Source organism: Streptomyces lycii (assembly GCF_009735685.1).
Classification (GTDB): domain Bacteria; phylum Actinomycetota; class Actinomycetes; order Streptomycetales; family Streptomycetaceae; genus Streptomyces; species Streptomyces lycii.
The window spans coordinates 16,542-33,110 of the sequence record NZ_WHPN01000315.1; the positions used below are offsets into that span (position 1 = coordinate 16,542).

Annotated in this window: 10 protein-coding genes and 2 pseudogenes; 10 read left to right on the top strand and 2 right to left on the bottom strand. The window is 74.8% G+C overall.

The features are described 5' to 3' along the window. Positions 1 to 598: 598 nt before the first annotated feature. Positions 599 to 2,065: a DNA repair protein RadA gene (radA, locus tag GCU69_RS19390; protein WP_156206734.1), complete on the bottom strand. Its 1,467-nt coding sequence runs from the start codon at positions 2,063 to 2,065 to the stop codon at positions 599 to 601. 243 nt (positions 2,066 to 2,308) lie between these two features. Here radA and GCU69_RS19395 point away from each other — a divergent pair, with 243 nt between their 5' ends. After that, the gene (locus GCU69_RS19395) at positions 2,309 to 3,931 is read left to right on the top strand and encodes a BACON domain-containing protein (protein ID WP_156206735.1); all 1,623 of its coding nucleotides are present in this window, start codon (positions 2,309 to 2,311) and stop codon (positions 3,929 to 3,931) included. 204 nt (positions 3,932 to 4,135) lie between these two features. Here GCU69_RS19395 and GCU69_RS19400 read toward each other — a convergent pair whose 3' ends face one another. After that, entirely contained in the window at positions 4,136 to 5,032 is an 897-nt protein-coding gene (locus GCU69_RS19400; RefSeq protein ID WP_098752463.1) for a hypothetical protein, read from the bottom strand. A gap of 64 nt (positions 5,033 to 5,096) precedes the next feature. Here GCU69_RS19400 and GCU69_RS19405 point away from each other — a divergent pair, with 64 nt between their 5' ends. The 9 genes and pseudogenes from GCU69_RS19405 to proC all read left to right on the top strand — a co-directional run bounded on the left by GCU69_RS19405 (position 5,097) and on the right by proC (position 16,250). Further along, positions 5,097 to 6,026 carry a Ppx/GppA phosphatase family protein gene (locus GCU69_RS19405; RefSeq protein WP_156206736.1) on the top strand — a complete coding sequence of 310 codons (930 nt, stop codon included), beginning with the start codon at positions 5,097 to 5,099 and terminating at the stop codon, positions 6,024 to 6,026. A 611-nt stretch (positions 6,027 to 6,637) separates the two neighbouring features. Next, positions 6,638 to 7,462: a sugar phosphate isomerase/epimerase family protein gene (locus GCU69_RS19410; RefSeq protein ID WP_098752462.1), complete on the top strand. Its 825-nt coding sequence runs from the start codon at positions 6,638 to 6,640 to the stop codon at positions 7,460 to 7,462. A 176-nt stretch (positions 7,463 to 7,638) separates the two neighbouring features. Next, a pseudogene (locus tag GCU69_RS19415) lies at positions 7,639 to 8,379 on the top strand (TetR/AcrR family transcriptional regulator); the annotation flags it as partial. Positions 8,380 to 8,588: 209 nt separating this feature from the next. Next, on the top strand, positions 8,589 to 10,442 hold the full coding sequence (gene ilvD / locus GCU69_RS19420; RefSeq protein WP_098752464.1) for a dihydroxy-acid dehydratase: 1,854 nt from the start codon (positions 8,589 to 8,591) through the stop codon (positions 10,440 to 10,442). Between the two features lie 426 nt (positions 10,443 to 10,868). Next, positions 10,869 to 11,444, top strand: coding sequence for a hypothetical protein (locus GCU69_RS19425; protein WP_156206738.1), 576 nt, complete (start codon positions 10,869 to 10,871; stop codon positions 11,442 to 11,444). A 130-nt stretch (positions 11,445 to 11,574) separates the two neighbouring features. Then, the gene (sigJ, locus tag GCU69_RS19430; RefSeq protein WP_098752459.1) at positions 11,575 to 12,450 is read left to right on the top strand and encodes an RNA polymerase sigma factor SigJ; all 876 of its coding nucleotides are present in this window, start codon (positions 11,575 to 11,577) and stop codon (positions 12,448 to 12,450) included. 753 nt (positions 12,451 to 13,203) lie between these two features. Continuing rightward, positions 13,204 to 14,127: pseudogene (locus GCU69_RS19435) on the top strand (ABC transporter ATP-binding protein); the annotation flags it as partial. A gap of 236 nt (positions 14,128 to 14,363) precedes the next feature. After that, complete coding sequence (locus GCU69_RS19440; protein WP_098752458.1) at positions 14,364 to 15,101, top strand: ABC transporter permease; 738 nt, start codon at positions 14,364 to 14,366, stop codon at positions 15,099 to 15,101. A 339-nt stretch (positions 15,102 to 15,440) separates the two neighbouring features. Continuing rightward, positions 15,441 to 16,250: a pyrroline-5-carboxylate reductase gene (gene proC, locus GCU69_RS19445; protein ID WP_098752457.1), complete on the top strand. Its 810-nt coding sequence runs from the start codon at positions 15,441 to 15,443 to the stop codon at positions 16,248 to 16,250. Positions 16,251 to 16,569 lie beyond the last annotated feature (319 nt).

The following is a 16,569-nucleotide window of genomic DNA, read 5'->3' on the forward strand; positions in this document are numbered from 1 at the left end:
GGTCGCAGGATTGGGGGCCCGGGTGCGTACGTACGGGCGAGACCAGGGCAAAGTCTACCGGCGGCCGCACGACTTGTGTGGTCCGTCCGCGCTGCCCGCCGCGTGGCCCGTGGGCCGGTGCCCCGCCGGACACCACCCGGAGGCCGCGCGGACCGGCCGGAACGGCAGCTCGGCGGGCGGCACCCGGCACCGGCCGGACCGGCCTCCCGGTACCGCGCCAGGCAGCCCGCACGGGACCGCGACGGACCGTGCCAGGCAGCCCGCACCGGACCGCGACGGACCGCGCCAGGCAGCCCGCACCGGACCGCGACGGACCGTGCCCGGCCGTGCCCGGCAGCCCGCGGCGGCCCGCAGGCCGTGCGCCGCCGGTCCCCGGAGCCGTACCGGAAGACCGCCGCAGCTCTGCCACAGGCCGCCCGGTCGTGCCGCTCGGCCACCGGAGCACTGCAAGCCACCGGAGCACTGCCGCAGCCGCCCCGGCCGTGCGCCGGATGTTGCCCGGAGCCGTGCCCGGATCCGAGCGGAGCTGTGTCCCGCGGAGCCGCCCCGGGCCGTACGACACGGGCCGTTCCGGGGCCACGGTACGGGACCGGTCCGCTCAGCCCCCGGCGCCCCCGGAGAGTGGCGAGCCGCCGGAGACCGGGGCTTCCCGGTCCGCCCGGTCCGCCCCGTCCGCGGGCTCCCTGCGGGGACGGCGCGGCAGCACCCGCAGCGCGTCCCCCATGTCCGCGACCTCGGTCACCCGCATCCCGGCCGGCACCCGCCCGGGGTCCGACGGCACCAGGGCGTGCGTGAACCCCAGCCGGGCCGCCTCCGCCAGCCGCCGCTGCACGCCCGTGACCCGCCGGACCTCGCCCGCCAGGCCGACCTCGCCGATCGCCACCAGGTTCTTCGGCAGCGGCGAGTCGCTCGCCGCGCTGGCCAGCGCGAGCGCGATCGCCAGATCGGCCGCGGGCTCGGACAGCTTCACGCCGCCGACCGTCGCGCTGTAGATGTCGCGCTTGCCCAGCTGCGAGATCTTGCCGCGCTGCTCCAGCACCGCGAGCATCATCGACACCCGGGACGTCTCCAGCCCTGACGTCGTCCGGCGCGGCGACGGGATCTGGGAGTCGACCGTGAGCGCCTGCACCTCCGCGACGAGCGGGCGGCGGCCCTCCAGGGTCACCGTCAGACAGGTGCCCGGCACGGGCGCGTCGCGCCGGGTGAGGAAGAGGCCCGAGGGGTCGGCGAGCCCCGTGATCCCCTCGTCGTGCAGCTCGAAGCAGCCGACCTCGTCGGTCGCGCCGTAACGGTTCTTGACGCCGCGGACCAGGCGGAGCCGGGCATGCCGGTCGCCCTCGAAGTGCAGCACGACGTCCACCAGGTGCTCCAGCAGCCGCGGGCCCGCGATCGCGCCGTCCTTGGTGACGTGGCCGACCAGCAGCGTGGACATCCCGCGCTCCTTCGACGCCCGGATCAGCGCGCCCGCCACCTCCCGCACCTGCGCCATGCCGCCCGGCGCCCCGTCGATCTCCGGAGAGGCCACCGTCTGGACGGAGTCGAGCACGAGCAGCGTCGGTTTGACCGTGTCGAGATGGCCCAGGACGGCCGACAGGTCCGTCTCCGCCGCCAGATAGAGGTGGTCGGACAGCGCGCCGATCCGGTCCGCCCGCAGCCGCACCTGGCTCGCGGACTCCTCACCCGTGACATACAGCGTCCGGTGGTCCTCGCCGGAGGCCTTCGCGGCGACGTCCAGCAGCAGCGTGGACTTCCCGACCCCCGGCTCGCCCGCGACCAGCGCCACGGCGCCCGGGACCAGCCCGCCGCCGAGCACCCGGTCCAGCTCGTCCACCCCCGTGCTCCGGGCGGTCGCCTGCCGGCCGTCGACCTGGCCGATGGGCAGCGCCGCGGAGGTGACCCGGCCCGGCGCGGTGGTGCGCACGGCCGGGGCGCCGCCGTACTCCTCGACCGTGCCCCACGCCTGGCACTCGGGGCACCGGCCGAGCCACTTGGCGGTGGTCCAGCCGCATTCCGTGCAGCGGTAGGAGGGACGGTCCTTGGCGGACGAACGCGTACGGGCAGCCATGCCGTAACGCTAGCGCCGGGCGCCGACATCGACTCCGCCGCCCGTGCGCGGGGCTCCGGGACCGCACTCCCCGGGCCACCGGGGCCGAGCCCCCGACCCATGTGGGGAAGTCCACCGGAGCGCTCCGGATTCACCGGAAGGGGACGTTCGTGTCCCCTTTTGAGGGAGATCGTCACTCGTACGGGTTAAAAGTGCGGAAGGGGTGGGAGTGCCGCACCACCATCTGCCTACCGTCGCCCAGTGATGAGCAGCAGGCGCGGACATCCCACCCACACCACCGGCACGCACCGCGCGCCCCGGCGGGCGCAGCACGAGGAGACCCCGGCCACCCGGCGTCCTCCGGCACGCTACGAGCCGTATCTCGACGGCCTGTTCACCTACTGCCTCTCCGTCATGTGCGAGCACGAGGCCGCCACCGCCGTGCTCGGCGAGGTGCTGGCGCACGCGGAGCGCAAGCACAGCCGCGGCGGCCGCGGCCCGGCCGAGCCGGAACAGTTCCGCTCCTGGCTGTACGCCCTCACCCGCTGGGCCTGCCTGCGGCGGCTCGCCGACGAGCACCGCCCCGAGGCCCCGCCGCTCACCGAGGCGGCGGCCGCCCGGCGCCGCCGCGAACTGTCCGCGCTCGCCTGGCCCGAGGCCGCGGGCACCACCCCCGAGCAGCGCGAGGCGCTCGAACTGGCCGTGCGGCACCAGCTGTCGCCGCAGGAGGTCGCGGTCGTGATCGGGCGGGAGCACGACGCCGCACGGACCCTGCTCGCCGCCGCCGCGTGCGAGGTGGAGCGGACCCGGGCCGCGCTCTTCGTCGTCGAGCGCGGCACCTGCCCCGCCGTGAGCCGGCTGACCGGCGACGACCAGGTGCTGCTGAGCGCCTCGCTCCGCCGCGAGCTGGTACGGCACGTCGACGACTGCGAGGTCTGCCGCCGCACCGCCGAGCGCGCCTCGGCGGGCGGCCCCTGGCCCGGCAGCACCTCGGCCCCCGGCACCCTGCCGGTGCTGGAGGCGCCGCGTCCGGCGGTGGACGCGGCGATGCGGTCCGAGCTGCGGGCGCCCGCCGGGGGCGCGCGGAACGGGCCGCGTTACGACCGGCGCGGTTTCCCCGTGCGCCCGAAGGACCGCGCCGCCCGCCGCCGGGTGATCCGCAGCCGCGTCATGACGACGACGGTCGTCGCGACCGTCGTGGCCGCCCCCGTGCTCGCGCTGTGGGCCGCCTACCGGGGCGCGCCGCTCGGCGAGAGCAGGGGCGCGGAGCCGGCCGGGGTCTCGGACACGGATGATCCGGCGGCCTATCCGTACGACCCGGCGGGCAACGCCGAGGCCGGCAGGCGGACCGGCGGCGGAGCGGACGGCGCCACCCCCGGCGCGACGGTCACGGCCGACGGGCGGGGAGCCGAGCGGCCGGACGACGTCCGCTCCGGCGGCGCGGGCCCGGGTGACGGCCGTAACGGCGGCGGTACGACCCGGGGCCCCGGCCGGCTGACGGTGGACGCGCGGCCCAACGGCGACACCACGCTCATCACCCTCACGGCGTCCGGCGGCGCCCCGGTGCGCTGGACGGCGGGAGCCGACGCGCCGTGGCTGTGGCTGAGCCACACGGCCGGTGTGCTGCGCCCCGGCGAGTCGCTGACGATCACGGTGTCGGTGGACCGTTCCCGGGAGCCGCGTGAGGCGTGGACGGCCCGGGTCACCGTCGGCCCGGGCGGCACGGTGATCCCGGTCAGCGGCGAGGGCGCGGCCCCCGCCCCCGACCCGGACCCCACGGACCCGGCACCGGACCCGGACCCCACGCCCACGGAACCGGCTCCCGAGCCGACCCCGTCGGAGCCGCCGCAGTCGTCACCCTCGCCGTCGGCGAGCCCGTCGGCGTAACGGGGAGAGGACGGACAGGGAGGGCACGGACGGGGAGGTACGGCCGTACTGCGGTTGGCGGGACGGTGTGCCGGCGGGGGACGGCGGGGGACGGCGGGACGGTGTGGCGGCGGGACGGCGGCAGGCCGCTACGCTGCGACGGCAGGCCGCTACGCTGCGACGGCAGGTCCACCGCTCGGGGCACCGTTCGGGTCACAGCCCCGGTCACCGCGCCCAGGGCGGGTCCGCCGGGTGCGGCGCCAGCGGCAGCAGCGACGCCAGCCGGGCCTCGCACAGCTCGACCAGCCGCTCGTACGCACCCTTGCCCATCAGCTCGGTGAGTTCAGCCCGGTACGACACATAGACCGGTTCCCCGGCCCCGTGCGCCGAGCGCGCCGACGTGCACCACCAGTGCAGGTCGTGCCCGCCCGGGCCCCAGCCGCGCCGGTCGTACTCCCCGATGGACACCATCAGGATCCGGCTGTCGTCCGGCCGGTCGATCCACTCGTACGTCCGCCGGATCGGCAGCTGCCAGCACACGTCGGGCTTGGTCTCCAGCGGCTCGCGGCCCTCGCGGAGCGCCAGCGTGTGCAGCGCGCAGCCGTAGCCGCCGGGGAAGTCCGGTCCGTTGTGGAAGATGCAGGCGCCGCCGAAGCGCCGGGTCTTCCGGTCGCCGTCCTCGTCGACCTCGGTCCAGCCGCGCGGGCCGGTGCCCTCGGCGTGGTGCTGCCAGGTCTCCGGTGTGAGCCGTGCCATGTGCGCGGCGACGCGCTGCTCGTCGTCCTCGTCGGAGAAGTGCGCGCCGAGCGTGCAGCAGCCGTCGCTCGCCTGTCCCTCCTGGATGCCCTGGCAGCCCCGGCCGAAGACGCACGACCAGCGCGAGGTGAGCCAGGTCAGGTCGCAGCGGAAGACCTGCTCGGGGTCCTCGGGGTCGGTGAACTCGACCCAGGCGCGGGGGAAGTCGAGGCCCTGCTCGTCGGGGGCGTGGGGGGCACCGGAGGCGCCGCCGGGAACGCCGGGAGAGCCGGCGGGGGAGCCGGCGGCGGGCGACACCGTGTGCCGCTCCGGCTGCGGCTGGTTCTTCGAGGCTTTGTCCGGCTTCGCCTTTTTCGTCTTCGACACCTCTCCAGCGTAGGCGCCCGGGACCGGTGCCCGGCCGCTCACCTGCCGCAGTAGCGTGCTCGGTATGAGACTCGGAGTCCTCGACGTGGGGTCCAACACGGTTCATCTGCTGGTCGTGGACGCGCACCCCGGCGCCCGCCCGCTGCCCGCGCACTCCCACAAGGCGGAGCTGAGGCTCGCCGAACTGCTGGACGAGGACGGCGCTATCGGTGCCGAGGGCGTCGACCGGCTCGTCGCGACCGTCGCGGAGGCCCTGCAGGCGGCCGAGGACAAGGGCGTCGAGGACGTGCTGCCGTTCGCGACGTCCGCCGTCCGTGAGGCGTCCAACGCCGACCGGGTGCTGGCGGAGGTCGCCGAACAGACCGGAGTCGAGCTGACCGTGCTGACGGGCGAGGAGGAGGCGCGGCTGACGTTCCTGGCCGCCCGCCGCTGGTTCGGCTGGTCCTCGGGGCGGCTGCTGGTGCTGGACATCGGCGGCGGCTCGCTGGAGATCGCGTACGGCCTCGACGAGGAGCCGGACCGGGCGGTGTCGCTGCCGCTCGGTGCGGGGCGGCTCACCGGCGGATGGCTGCCCGGCGACCCGCCGGACCCGGCGGACGTGCGGGCGCTGCGGCGGCACGTCCGGGCGGAGATCGCCCGGATCGTCGGCGAGTTCAAGCGGCTCGGGACGCCGGATCACGTCGTGGCGACGTCCAAGACGTTCAAGCAGCTCGCCCGGCTGACGGGTGCGGCCCGCTCCGCCGAGGGCCCGTACGTCCAGCGAGGGCTCAGCCGCACGGCCCTGGAGGAGTGGGTGCCGAAGCTCGCCGGGATGACCGCGGAGGAGCGCGCCGGGCTGCCGGGGGTGTCCGTGGCCCGGGCGCCGCAACTGCTCGCGGGGGCGCTGGTCGCGGAGGCGGCGATGGACCTGTTCGGGGTGGACGACCTGGAGATATGCCCGTGGGCGCTGCGCGAGGGCGTGATCCTGCGGAGGCTGGACCACCTTCCGGTGTGAGGCCGGGAACGTGTCCGGTGCGCCGCCCGGGAGGTGTTCCGGTGCGGTGCCCGGGAGGTGTTCCGGTGCGGTGCGCCGAACCCGGGCCGGTGTGACATCGGGGATGCGTCGCGGTGTGTGACATCGGGGACGCCTCCCGGTGTGTGAGGGCGGAAACGTGTCCCCGTGTGACGGCCCGAACCCGTGCCGGTGTGAGGCCCGGATTGCATCCCGGTGCGGTGCCCCGGGCCCGGGCCGGTGTGACGCCCGGCCGGCCCCGGCGCGCGGTCGTCCGGCTCCCGTGTAGTGCCCGGCGGTCTCCGATCTGCCGCCCGGCCGGAAACAGGCCGCTGCCGGCCGGCCGGGCGCCCGGCGGTGTGCGGGTGCGGCTCCGCCGGCTCCCGGCGCGCGGGCCCGGCCGCGTCCGGTGTGACGCATTCCGCACCGGCGGGCGGCGACGCCGTACCGCGGTGCTACCGCCGAGTACGTTCCCGGGTGCCGTCAACAGGGACGAAGCCGTGCCGGACCGCCCGCGAGCGGTGTGAGCTGCGCCCTCGTGCCGGCCGCGGCCGCGGGGGCACGCGCCCCCGTGCCCTCACGGGCCCGGCGGGACACGCCGTACGCTGTCTCCCGTGGCTCAACCAGTGGTGCGCACCCCGGAAGCGAAGGTCGCCCTGTCCACCGCCTCCGTGTATCCGGAGTCGACGGCGACGGCCTTCGAGATCGCCGCGCGCCTGGGATACGACGGTGTCGAGGTCATGGTCTGGACCGACCCGGTCAGCCAGGACATCGAGGCGCTGCGCCGGCTCTCCGACTACCACCGGGTCCCGGTGCTGGCCGTGCACGCGCCGTGCCTGCTGATCACCCAGCGGGTCTGGTCCACCGACCCCTGGACGAAGCTCCAGCGCGCCCGGGCGGCCGCCGAGAAGCTGGGCGCCTCGGCCGTGGTCGTGCACCCGCCGTTCCGGTGGCAGCGCAACTACGCGCGGGACTTCGTGGCGGGCATCTGGCGGATGGCGGACGAGACCGACGTCCGGTTCGCCGTCGAGAACATGTACCCGTGGCGGTACCGCGACCGCGAGATGCTCGCGTACGCCCCCGACTGGGACGTCACCAAGCACGACTACCGGCACTTCACGGTCGACCTCTCGCACACGGCCACCGCGCGCAGCGACGCGCTGGACATGGTCGACCGGATGGGTGACCGGCTCGCGCACGTGCACCTCGCGGACGGCAACGGCTCCGGCAAGGACGAGCACCTCGTCCCGGGCCGTGGCTCGCAGCCCTGCGCGGAGCTGCTGGAGGGACTGGCGGCCCGCAACTTCGACGGCCATGTGGTGGTCGAGGTCAACACCCGCCGAGCCATGTCCGGCGCCGAGCGCGAGGCCGACCTCGCGGAGGCACTCGCCTTCACCCGGCTGCACCTGGCGGCGGCGTCGCGGGTACCCGGCAGGTGAGCGGCACCGCCGGGGCGGACGCGGACTCCGGCCGGGGCACGCCGCCGCCGTCCGGTTCCGGTACGGACACGGGTACGGGCGCCGGTGCGGGCGCCGGTACGGGTGCGGGTGCGGATACGGGTGCCGGTGCGGGCAGGGGCGCGAACGGTGCGGGCCCGGGAGCCGGTGCCCGCGGTGAGCCCGCTCCGGCCCCGAAGCGCCGTCGCGGCCGTCCGGCTCGCCGTACCGCCGGGGAAGGCCCCGGCGCGCGCGAGCGGATCCTCGAGGCCGCCCGCACCGTGTTCGCCGAGCGCGGCTACGACAAGGCGTCGATCCGCGCCATCGCCGGCAGGGCGGGCGTGGACCCGGCCCTGGTGCACCACTACTTCGGCACCAAGGAACAGATCTTCGCCGCCGCGATCGAGCTGTCCTTCGAGCCCGCGCTCGCCCTGCCCTACCTCATGGCCCAGGGGCCGGAGGGCGTCGGCGAGCGGATGGCCCGGTTCTTCCTGTCCGTCTGGGAGAACCCGGCGACACGCGCCCCGCTGCTGGCGGTGGTGCGGTCCGCCGTGACGCACGAGACGGCCGCGGCGGTGCTGCGGAGCTTCGTGCTGCGCAGGATGCTGGCGCGGGTGGTGGCGGAGCTGGCGGTGCCGGACCCGGAGTTCCGTGCCGAACTGGCCGCGTCGCAGCTGGTCGGCGTCGTGATGCTGCGCTACGTGATCAAGGTGGAACCGCTGGCGGGCGCGGATGTCGAGGACATCGTCCGGATGGTGGCGCCGACGCTCCAGCGCTATCTGACGGAGGCACCGGCAGCGGCGCGGACCCCGGAGGACGGGGGACCCGGCCGACCGGAGGCCGGGGGTGCGGAGGCCGAGGGTACGGAGGCAGGGGGTGCGGAATCCGAGCCCCCGGAGGCCGGGCGTCCGGAAGCCTGAGACGCCCGTCTCGGATTCCGGACGAGCTGTCCGGATCGTGGCGGCGAGGCGTACGCTCGTAGGTTCCAGAACCCGTCCGTCCCGCGCGGGGCGCGACGACAGGAAACCGTACGCCGGGCGCACCGGCGACCGGACCGGCGCACGGCGGCGCCCAGGCGCCCCTGCCGCGCCGTCTCCGGAACCAGCGAACCCCCAAGGGAGTGACCACCGTGCCAGAGCTGAGGTCCCGCACCGTCACCCACGGCCGCAACATGGCGGGCGCCCGAGCCCTTATGCAGGCGTCCGGCGTAGCGCGCGAGGACTTCGGCAAGCCGATCGTCGCGGTGGCGAACAGCTTCACGGAGTTCGTGCCCGGTCACACCCACCTCCAACCGGTCGGCCGGATCGTCAGCGAGGCGGTCAAGGCGGCGGGCGGCATTCCGCGTGAGTTCAACACCATCGCCGTGGACGACGGCATCGCCATGGGCCACGGCGGAATGCTCTACTCCCTGCCCTCGCGCGACCTGATCGCCGACTCCGTGGAGTACATGACCGAGGCGCACTGCGCCGACGCGCTGATCTGCATCTCCAACTGCGACAAGATCACGCCCGGCATGCTGATGGCCGCGCTGCGCCTCAACATCCCCACCGTCTTCGTCTCCGGCGGCCCCATGGAGTCCGGTCGCGCGACCCTGGTCGACGGCACGGTCCGCAAGCTCGACCTGGTCAGCGCGATCTCCGACGCGGTCAACGACTCCGTCTCGGACGAGGACATCGCCCGTATCGAGGACAACGCCTGCCCGACCTGCGGCTCCTGTTCCGGCATGTTCACGGCCAACTCCATGAACTGCCTGACCGAGGCGATCGGCCTGTCCCTCCCCGGCAACGGTTCGGTGCTGGCCACCCACACCGCCCGCAGGGCGCTCTACGAGAACGCCGGCCGCACGGTCGTGGAGATCACCAAGCGCCACTACGAGCAGGACGACGACACCGTCCTCCCGCGCAGCATCGCCTCCCGCGCCGCCTTCGAGAACGCCATGGCCCTGGACGTCGCCATGGGCGGATCGACCAACACGATCCTGCACCTGCTCGCCGCCGCCCAAGAGGCCGAGCTGGCGTTCGACATGAAGGACATCGACGAGCTGTCCCGCCGGCTGCCCTGCCTGTCCAAGGTCGCGCCGAACGTCGCCCCCGGCGGCGTCTACTACATGGAGGACGTGCACCGCGCCGGCGGCATCCCCGCCATCCTCGGCGAGCTGTACCGCGGCGGCCTGCTCAACGAGGACGTGCACACCGTCCACAGCCCCTCCCTCGCCGACTGGCTCAAGAGCTGGGACATCCGCGGCGGATCGCCGTCCCCCGAGGCCGTGGAGCTGTTCCACGCGGCCCCCGGCTGTGTCCGCTCGGCGACCGCCTTCTCGCAGTCCGAGCGCTGGGACACCCTCGACACGGACGCCGCGGGCGGCTGCATCCGCGACGTCGAGCACGCGTACTCCACCGAGGGCGGCCTCGCGATCCTCTACGGCAACCTCGCCGAGGACGGCTGCGTCGTGAAGACCGCCGGTGTCGACGAGTCCATCTGGACGTTCGAGGGCCCGGCCGTCGTCTGCGAGTCGCAGGAGGAGGCCGTCGACAAGATCCTGAAGAAGGAGATCAAGGAGGGCGACGTCGTCGTCATCCGCTACGAGGGCCCGAAGGGCGGCCCGGGCATGCAGGAGATGCTCTACCCGACCTCGTTCCTCAAGGGCCGCGGCCTCGGCAAGGCCTGCGCCCTGGTGACCGACGGCCGGTTCTCCGGCGGCACCTCGGGGCTCTCCATCGGCCACGCCTCCCCGGAGGCCGCGTCCGGCGGCACCATCGCCCTGGTCGAGGACGGCGACCGGATCCGCATCGACATCCCGAACCGCTCCATGGACCTGCTGGTCCCGGACGAGGACCTGGCCGCCCGCCGCGAGGCGCTCGGCGGCCGGTACGCCCCGAAGAACCGCGAGCGCAAGGTCTCCCAGGCGCTGCGCGCGTACGCGGCGATGGCGACCAGCGCCGACAAGGGCGCCGTCCGCGACGTGACGATGCTCGGCGGCTGACACCGAACCGGCCCCGGCCCCGGCACCGGCCCCGGACAGCGAACCGGCGACCGGCGCCGGCCACCGAACCGCCCCTCCCGGCACCGTCCCACCGGCCGTTGAAGGGAGCGGCGGGACCGGCGGATCGGGCGAGCTGCCGCCACCGCGACCGGGCCACCAACCGGCCCCGGCCGCTGAACAGCGACCGGCTGCCGACGGCCCCCGCCGCGAACCGCGGCCGGCCCTCGCCCCGCCGAACCGGCCGCCGAAGGCCCCCGCCGCGAACCGCGGCCGGCCGCCGCTCCGCCGAACCGGCCGCCGAAGGCGCGGACGGACCGCCGAACCGGCCGCCGCCCGGAACCGCCCACCGACCGCCCCGACCGCCCCGGAGCACGCTGCTCCGGGGCACCCGGCGCCCGTACACCGGCCGCCGCCATAATCGACGGCATGAGCGAACCGCAGCAGGACCGGGGCGGCGGCCCCCGCCCGGAGCCCATCCGCTTCTTCGGCACCACCTGGGTCGACCACGACGGCGGCTACGCGCTGCGCCGTGCCGGAGTCGCGCTCGGCGCCCTCGCCGCCGCCGCGGTCGGCGCCCTGCTGCTGCGGCTCGGCTACCAGGGCCTGGCCATCGCCGAGGTCGGCGGTTTCGTCAGCATGCTGGTCGTGGTGATGTTCGCGGTGTGCAGCGCCCTCGGCTTCCGGCACACCTGGAACGGCTTCACCCGCCGTCCCGAGCCGGCCGCCGACCCCGCGGGCGAGCGCTCCCTGCAGAGCCTCACGACCATCGGCTTCATCGGCACCCTGCTCGCCTGGTTCTGCCGCGCGCTGATCGAGGCACCGGGCGAGAAGCTGCGCCGCGCCGAGTACGAGCGCGACCGCGAGCTGTACGAGAAGCGCCGCGCGGCCCGTACCGGCAACCCGGCCGCGAAGGCCGCCGCCAAGCGCGCCGCGAAACGCGCGGGCAAGAGCACGGGCACGGGCACCGGTAAGGGCACGGGCAAGGGAGCCGGGCGACGCTGACCCGGGGGCTTCCGCGTCATCGCCCCTCGGCACGCCGGCCGGGGGGATGTCACACTTCGGGCCGGCGTACCGTCCTCCGGCCGAGGGCGGTCGCCACTCCGGCGGCCGGCGGACAGGGGAGGATCGCGACATGGCCGAGCTGGCGCAGTTCGAGGAGCACCGAGGGCGGCTCTGGGCGGTCGCCTACCGGATCACCGGTTCGGTCGCGGACGCCGACGACGCCGTACAGGAGGCGTGGCTGCGCTGGCAGGCCCTCCCCGACGGCACGGCCGACGAGCCCCGCGCGTACCTCACGACCGTCGTCAGCCGCATCTGTTACGACCAGCTCGGCTCGGCCCGCGCCCGCCGCGAGACGTACGTCGGCGCCTGGCTGCCCGAACCGGTCGTCGACGGCGGTGACGTGCCGGAGGACCGGGTCACCCTGGACGAGTCCGTCGGCCTGGCCATGCTCGCCGTACTGGAACGCCTGACTCCGGCGGAGCGCACCTCGTTCGTGCTGCACGACGTGTTCGCGGTCCCCTTCTCGGAGATCGCCGAGGTCGTGGGCCGCACCCCGGACGCCGTGCGGCAACTGGCCTCCCGCGCCCGCAAGCGGGTGCGGGCCGAGGCACCGCGCCGCTCGATCGACCCCGGCGAGCACCGGCGGGCGGTGGACGCCTTCCTCGCGGCCGCCATGGGCCGGGACCTGAACGCGCTGATGAACGTGCTCGACCCGGAGGTCGTCTGGCGTGCCGACGGCGGCGGCAAGGTCTCGGCCGCCCGCCGCCCGGTGTACGGCGGCGAGAAGGTGGCCCGCCTCGCCCACGGCCTGATGGGCGGCTACGACCCGGACGTGATGAGCGTGCACGAGAAGACGGTCAACGGTGCGCCCGGCCTGGTCTTCGTCGACCCGGTGGGCGAATGGGCGGCGGTGTTCTCCTTCACCGTGCACGGCGGGCGGATCACCGAGATCGACGTCGTCCTCAACCCCGACAAGCTGCGCCACCTGGACTTCGACTCGTTCTGAGACGGGCGGGGGAGGAGCGGGATCCGGGGCTCGGGCAGCAGGAATCGGGGATCAGGGTTCGGGGATCGGGGCTCGGCGCGGTGCTCGCGGCGCAGGGTTCGGGGCTCGGGGCTCGGCGCGGGACGCGGGGCCCGGGGCGCAGGGATTGGAAATCAGGGTTCGAGCGCGGGGCTCGCGGCGCAGGGTTCGGGGATCAGGGCCCGGCGCGGTGCTCGCGGCGCAGGAATCCGGGCTCGGGCTCGGCGCGGGACCCGGAGCCCGGGGCGCAGGAATCCGGGATCAGGGCCCGGCGCGGGGCGCGCGGCTCGGGCCGGGGCCCGGCACCGCGCGCACCGCCGCGCGGTTACGGCAGCGCACGGCCGGCCGCCGGGCCGTCCCCTCCGCAAGCCCGGAGCAGCCTCCCGGGGTGCCGCCCGGCAGTCCGAGCCCGCCCCGGCGCCCCGGCATACCGGGCCCGCTCCGGCGCCCCGGCCCGCTCCGGCGCCCCAGTCCCAGTCCCGGTCCCGGTCCTCCAGCATCTCGCCTCCGACCCTGCCCCACCCGGCGCTTCCGCCCCCGTCTCGCCGACGCCTCCGCTTCCCTTCCCCACCCCACCCCGTCCCGTCTCCCGTCACCCCACCCACCCGCTGCGCCCCAAATACCGGGCGGCCCCACCCGACTCGTACGCGCCCCCCGGCCGGCTCCCGGCCGAGGGGCGCGCCCGTTCGTCGTCCTTGACGGGTCCTCCGGCCGCCGCTCATAATTCATCACATGATGAATAACCCCGACGAGCCACTCCCGGACTCACCACCGGGCACAGGACCCGGCTCCCCACCGGACCCACCGGCGAAGGTGCCCGCGAACGCCTCACCGGCCTCGCCGACGGCCACCTCACCGGCCGCCCCGGCGCACGAACGGCCGACCGGTCCGGCCTCCGGGGCGGGCCCGGAAACGGACCCGGCCGTACGCGCCCGCGGCCTGACCGTCGTCCGCGGCCGCCGCACCGTCCTGGACGACATCGACTTCGACATCCCGCGCGGCCAGGTCACCGGTCTCCTCGGCCCCAGCGGCTGCGGCAAGTCGACCCTGATGCGGGCCATCGCGGGCACCCAGGCGAAGGTCACCGGCACCCTCGAGGTGCTCGGCCGCCCGGCGGGGACGGCCCCGCTCCGGTCCCGCGTCGGCTACGTCACCCAGTCGCCCTCCGTCTACGGCGACCTCACCGCCCGGCAGAACCTCGACTACTACGCCGCCGTGCTCGACCCCCGCCTCTCCCGCGCCGACCGCCACGACCAGGTCGCGAGGGCACTCGCCGACGTCGACCTCACCGACCACGCCGACGCCCTCGCCGGGAACCTCTCCGGCGGCCAGCTCTCCCGCGTCTCCCTCGCCGTCGCCCTCCTCGGCACCCCGGAACTGCTCGTGCTCGACGAGCCCACGGTCGGACTGGACCCCGTACTCCGCCGCGACCTGTGGAACCTCTTCCACCGGCTGGCCGCCGACCGCGGCACCACCCTCCTGGTCTCCTCACACGTCATGGACGAGGCCGAGCGCTGTCAGCGGCTGCTCCTGATGCGAGCCGGACGGATCCTCGCCGACGACGTACCGGCCGCGCTCCGCGACCGTACGCACTCGGAAACGGTCGAAGAGGCCTTCCTGCGACTGGTCGACGCCGAAAGGGACGCCGAGGCCGCCCGGGCGCCCGGCACGCCGGGGACCGGCCACCCGCCGACGGCAACGGACCCGCCGACCCGAGCCGACCCGCCGACCCAAGCCGACCAGGTGACCGAATCCGACCAGGCGACCGAAGCCGTGCCGCGGACCCCAGCGGACCCGTCGGCCCGGGCAACCCCGCCGGCCGGGACGGCCCCGGCGCACCGGCACGACCCTCCCGGCCGGAACAGGCCCGGGCGGCCCCCGCGGAAAGGCAAGCCGTGAACATCTCCCGCACCCTCGCCACCGCCCGACGCGTGCTGCGGCAACTCGGCCACGACCCGCGCACGATCGCCCTGCTGCTGATCGTCCCGTGCGTCCTGCTCACACTGCTCTACTGGGTGTTCGACGCCAGCCCGCGGACGTTCGACTCCGTGGGTGCCTCGCTGCTCGGCATCTTCCCGCTGATCACGATGTTCCTGGTGACCTCGATCGCCACCCTCCGCGAACGCACCTCCGGCACCCTGGAGCGCCTGCTGTCCATGCCGCTGGGCAAGGCCGACCTGATCCTCGGTTACGCCCTGGCCTTCGGCGCGCTCGCCGTCGTCCAGGCCGCACTGGCCACCGGTCTCGCGATCTGGGGACTGGGACTGGACGTCGCCGGATCGCCGTGGCTGCTGCTCGTCGTCGCCCTTCTGGACGCCCTGCTCGGCACGGCCCTGGGGCTGTTCGTCTCGGCTTTCGCGGCCTCCGAGTTCCAGGCCGTGCAGTTCATGCCGGCGATCATCTTCCCGCAGCTGCTGCTGTGCGGGCTGTTCGCGCCGCGCGACACGATGCAGCCCGTACTGGAGGCCGTCTCGAACGTGCTGCCGATGTCGTACGCGGTCGACGGCATGAACGAGGTCCTGCGCAACTCCTCCGTCACCGGCGACTTCTTCCGGGACGCCGGCATCGTCGCGGGCTGCGCGCTGCTGGTCCTGGCGCTGGGCGCGGCCACGCTCCGACGCCGTACGGCATAGACGCCCGCCCGCGCGGGACAGCGCCGGAAAGGCAGGCACCCCGACGAGCCGCGGCCGCCAACACAGCCGTCACCAGAGCCCAGCCGCCGGCCCAACCGTGAGCCCAGCCGTCGGCCCGGTCGTCACAGACGGGCCGCCGAGGAGGCGCCCCACACCCTGCCCGCCAAATGGACAGCACACGCAGCAGGGCATCCCCGGTGCGAGGATGGACGCCGCACACCGGAGCCGCACGTACGGAACCGTCCGCCCGGAGCCGTACGAGCCCACCGGACAGCGCAGACACCAGCAGCAAGCAGCAGGCAGCAGGCAGCAACCGCATCGGACAGGGTGGACCGCACCATGACCCAGAAAGTGGCCGTACTCGGCACCGGCAAGATCGGCGAAGCCCTCCTCAGCGGAATGATCCGCGGCGGCTGGGCGACGAGCGACCTGCTGGTCACCGCCCGGCGCCCGGAACGCGCCGAAGAACTCCGCGGCCGGTACGGGGTCGAGGCCGTCACGAACGCGGAGGCCGCCAAGGCCGCGGACACCCTCATCCTCACGGTCAAGCCGCAGGACATGGGCAAACTGCTGGACGAACTCGCGCCGCACGTACCGGCCGACCGCCTGGTCGTCAGCGGCGCGGCCGGCATCCCGACATCCTTCTTCGAGGAGCGGCTGTCGCCGGGAACCCCGGTCGTGCGGGTCATGACGAACACCCCGGCGCTCGTCGACGAGGCCATGTCGGTCATCTCGGGCGGCAGCCACGCCACCGAGGACCACTTGGCCCACGCCGAGGAGATCTTCAACGGGGTGGGCAAGACCCTCCGCGTCCCGGAGAGCCAGCAGGACGCGGCGACGGCTCTCTCCGGCTCGGGGCCCGCGTACTTCTACTTCCTGGTCGAGGCGATGACCGACGCCGGCATCCTGCTGGGGCTGCCGCGCGACAAGGCACACGACCTGATCGTGCAGGCGGCCATCGGCGCGGCCGTGATGCTGCGGGACAGCGGGGAACACCCGGTCCGGCTCCGAGAGGCGGTCACCTCCCCGGCCGGGACGACGATCAACGCCATCCGCGAACTGGAGGGCCACGGTGTACGGGCCGCCCTCATCGCCGCCCTGGAGGCGGCCCGCGACCGCAGCCGCGAACTGGCCTCGGGCCAGGGCTGACGCACGCCGGGCGGCCGCGCCCCGGGGCCGGTTTGAAGCACCCCGGGGCTTCGTGTAGTGTTCTTCGGGTTGCCACAGGGCCGTAACGGTTCTGCGGTGGCCACCTCGCGCCGCTTCTGCGGCAACCACTTCAGTAGGGCGTCCCTTGATCGGGGAATGATTCCGGCGTGCCCGGAATTGTGTTTCCGGTTGTCCTGGCCGGCTCGATTATGAGTCGCCGGGGAAATCCGCTAACGTGGTGGCCGCGCCGGAAGGCGCAGCACAATCCCTCTCCAACCGGGGGCTGGAATTGCGGATCGGCCGGGAATTCGGGCCGGAA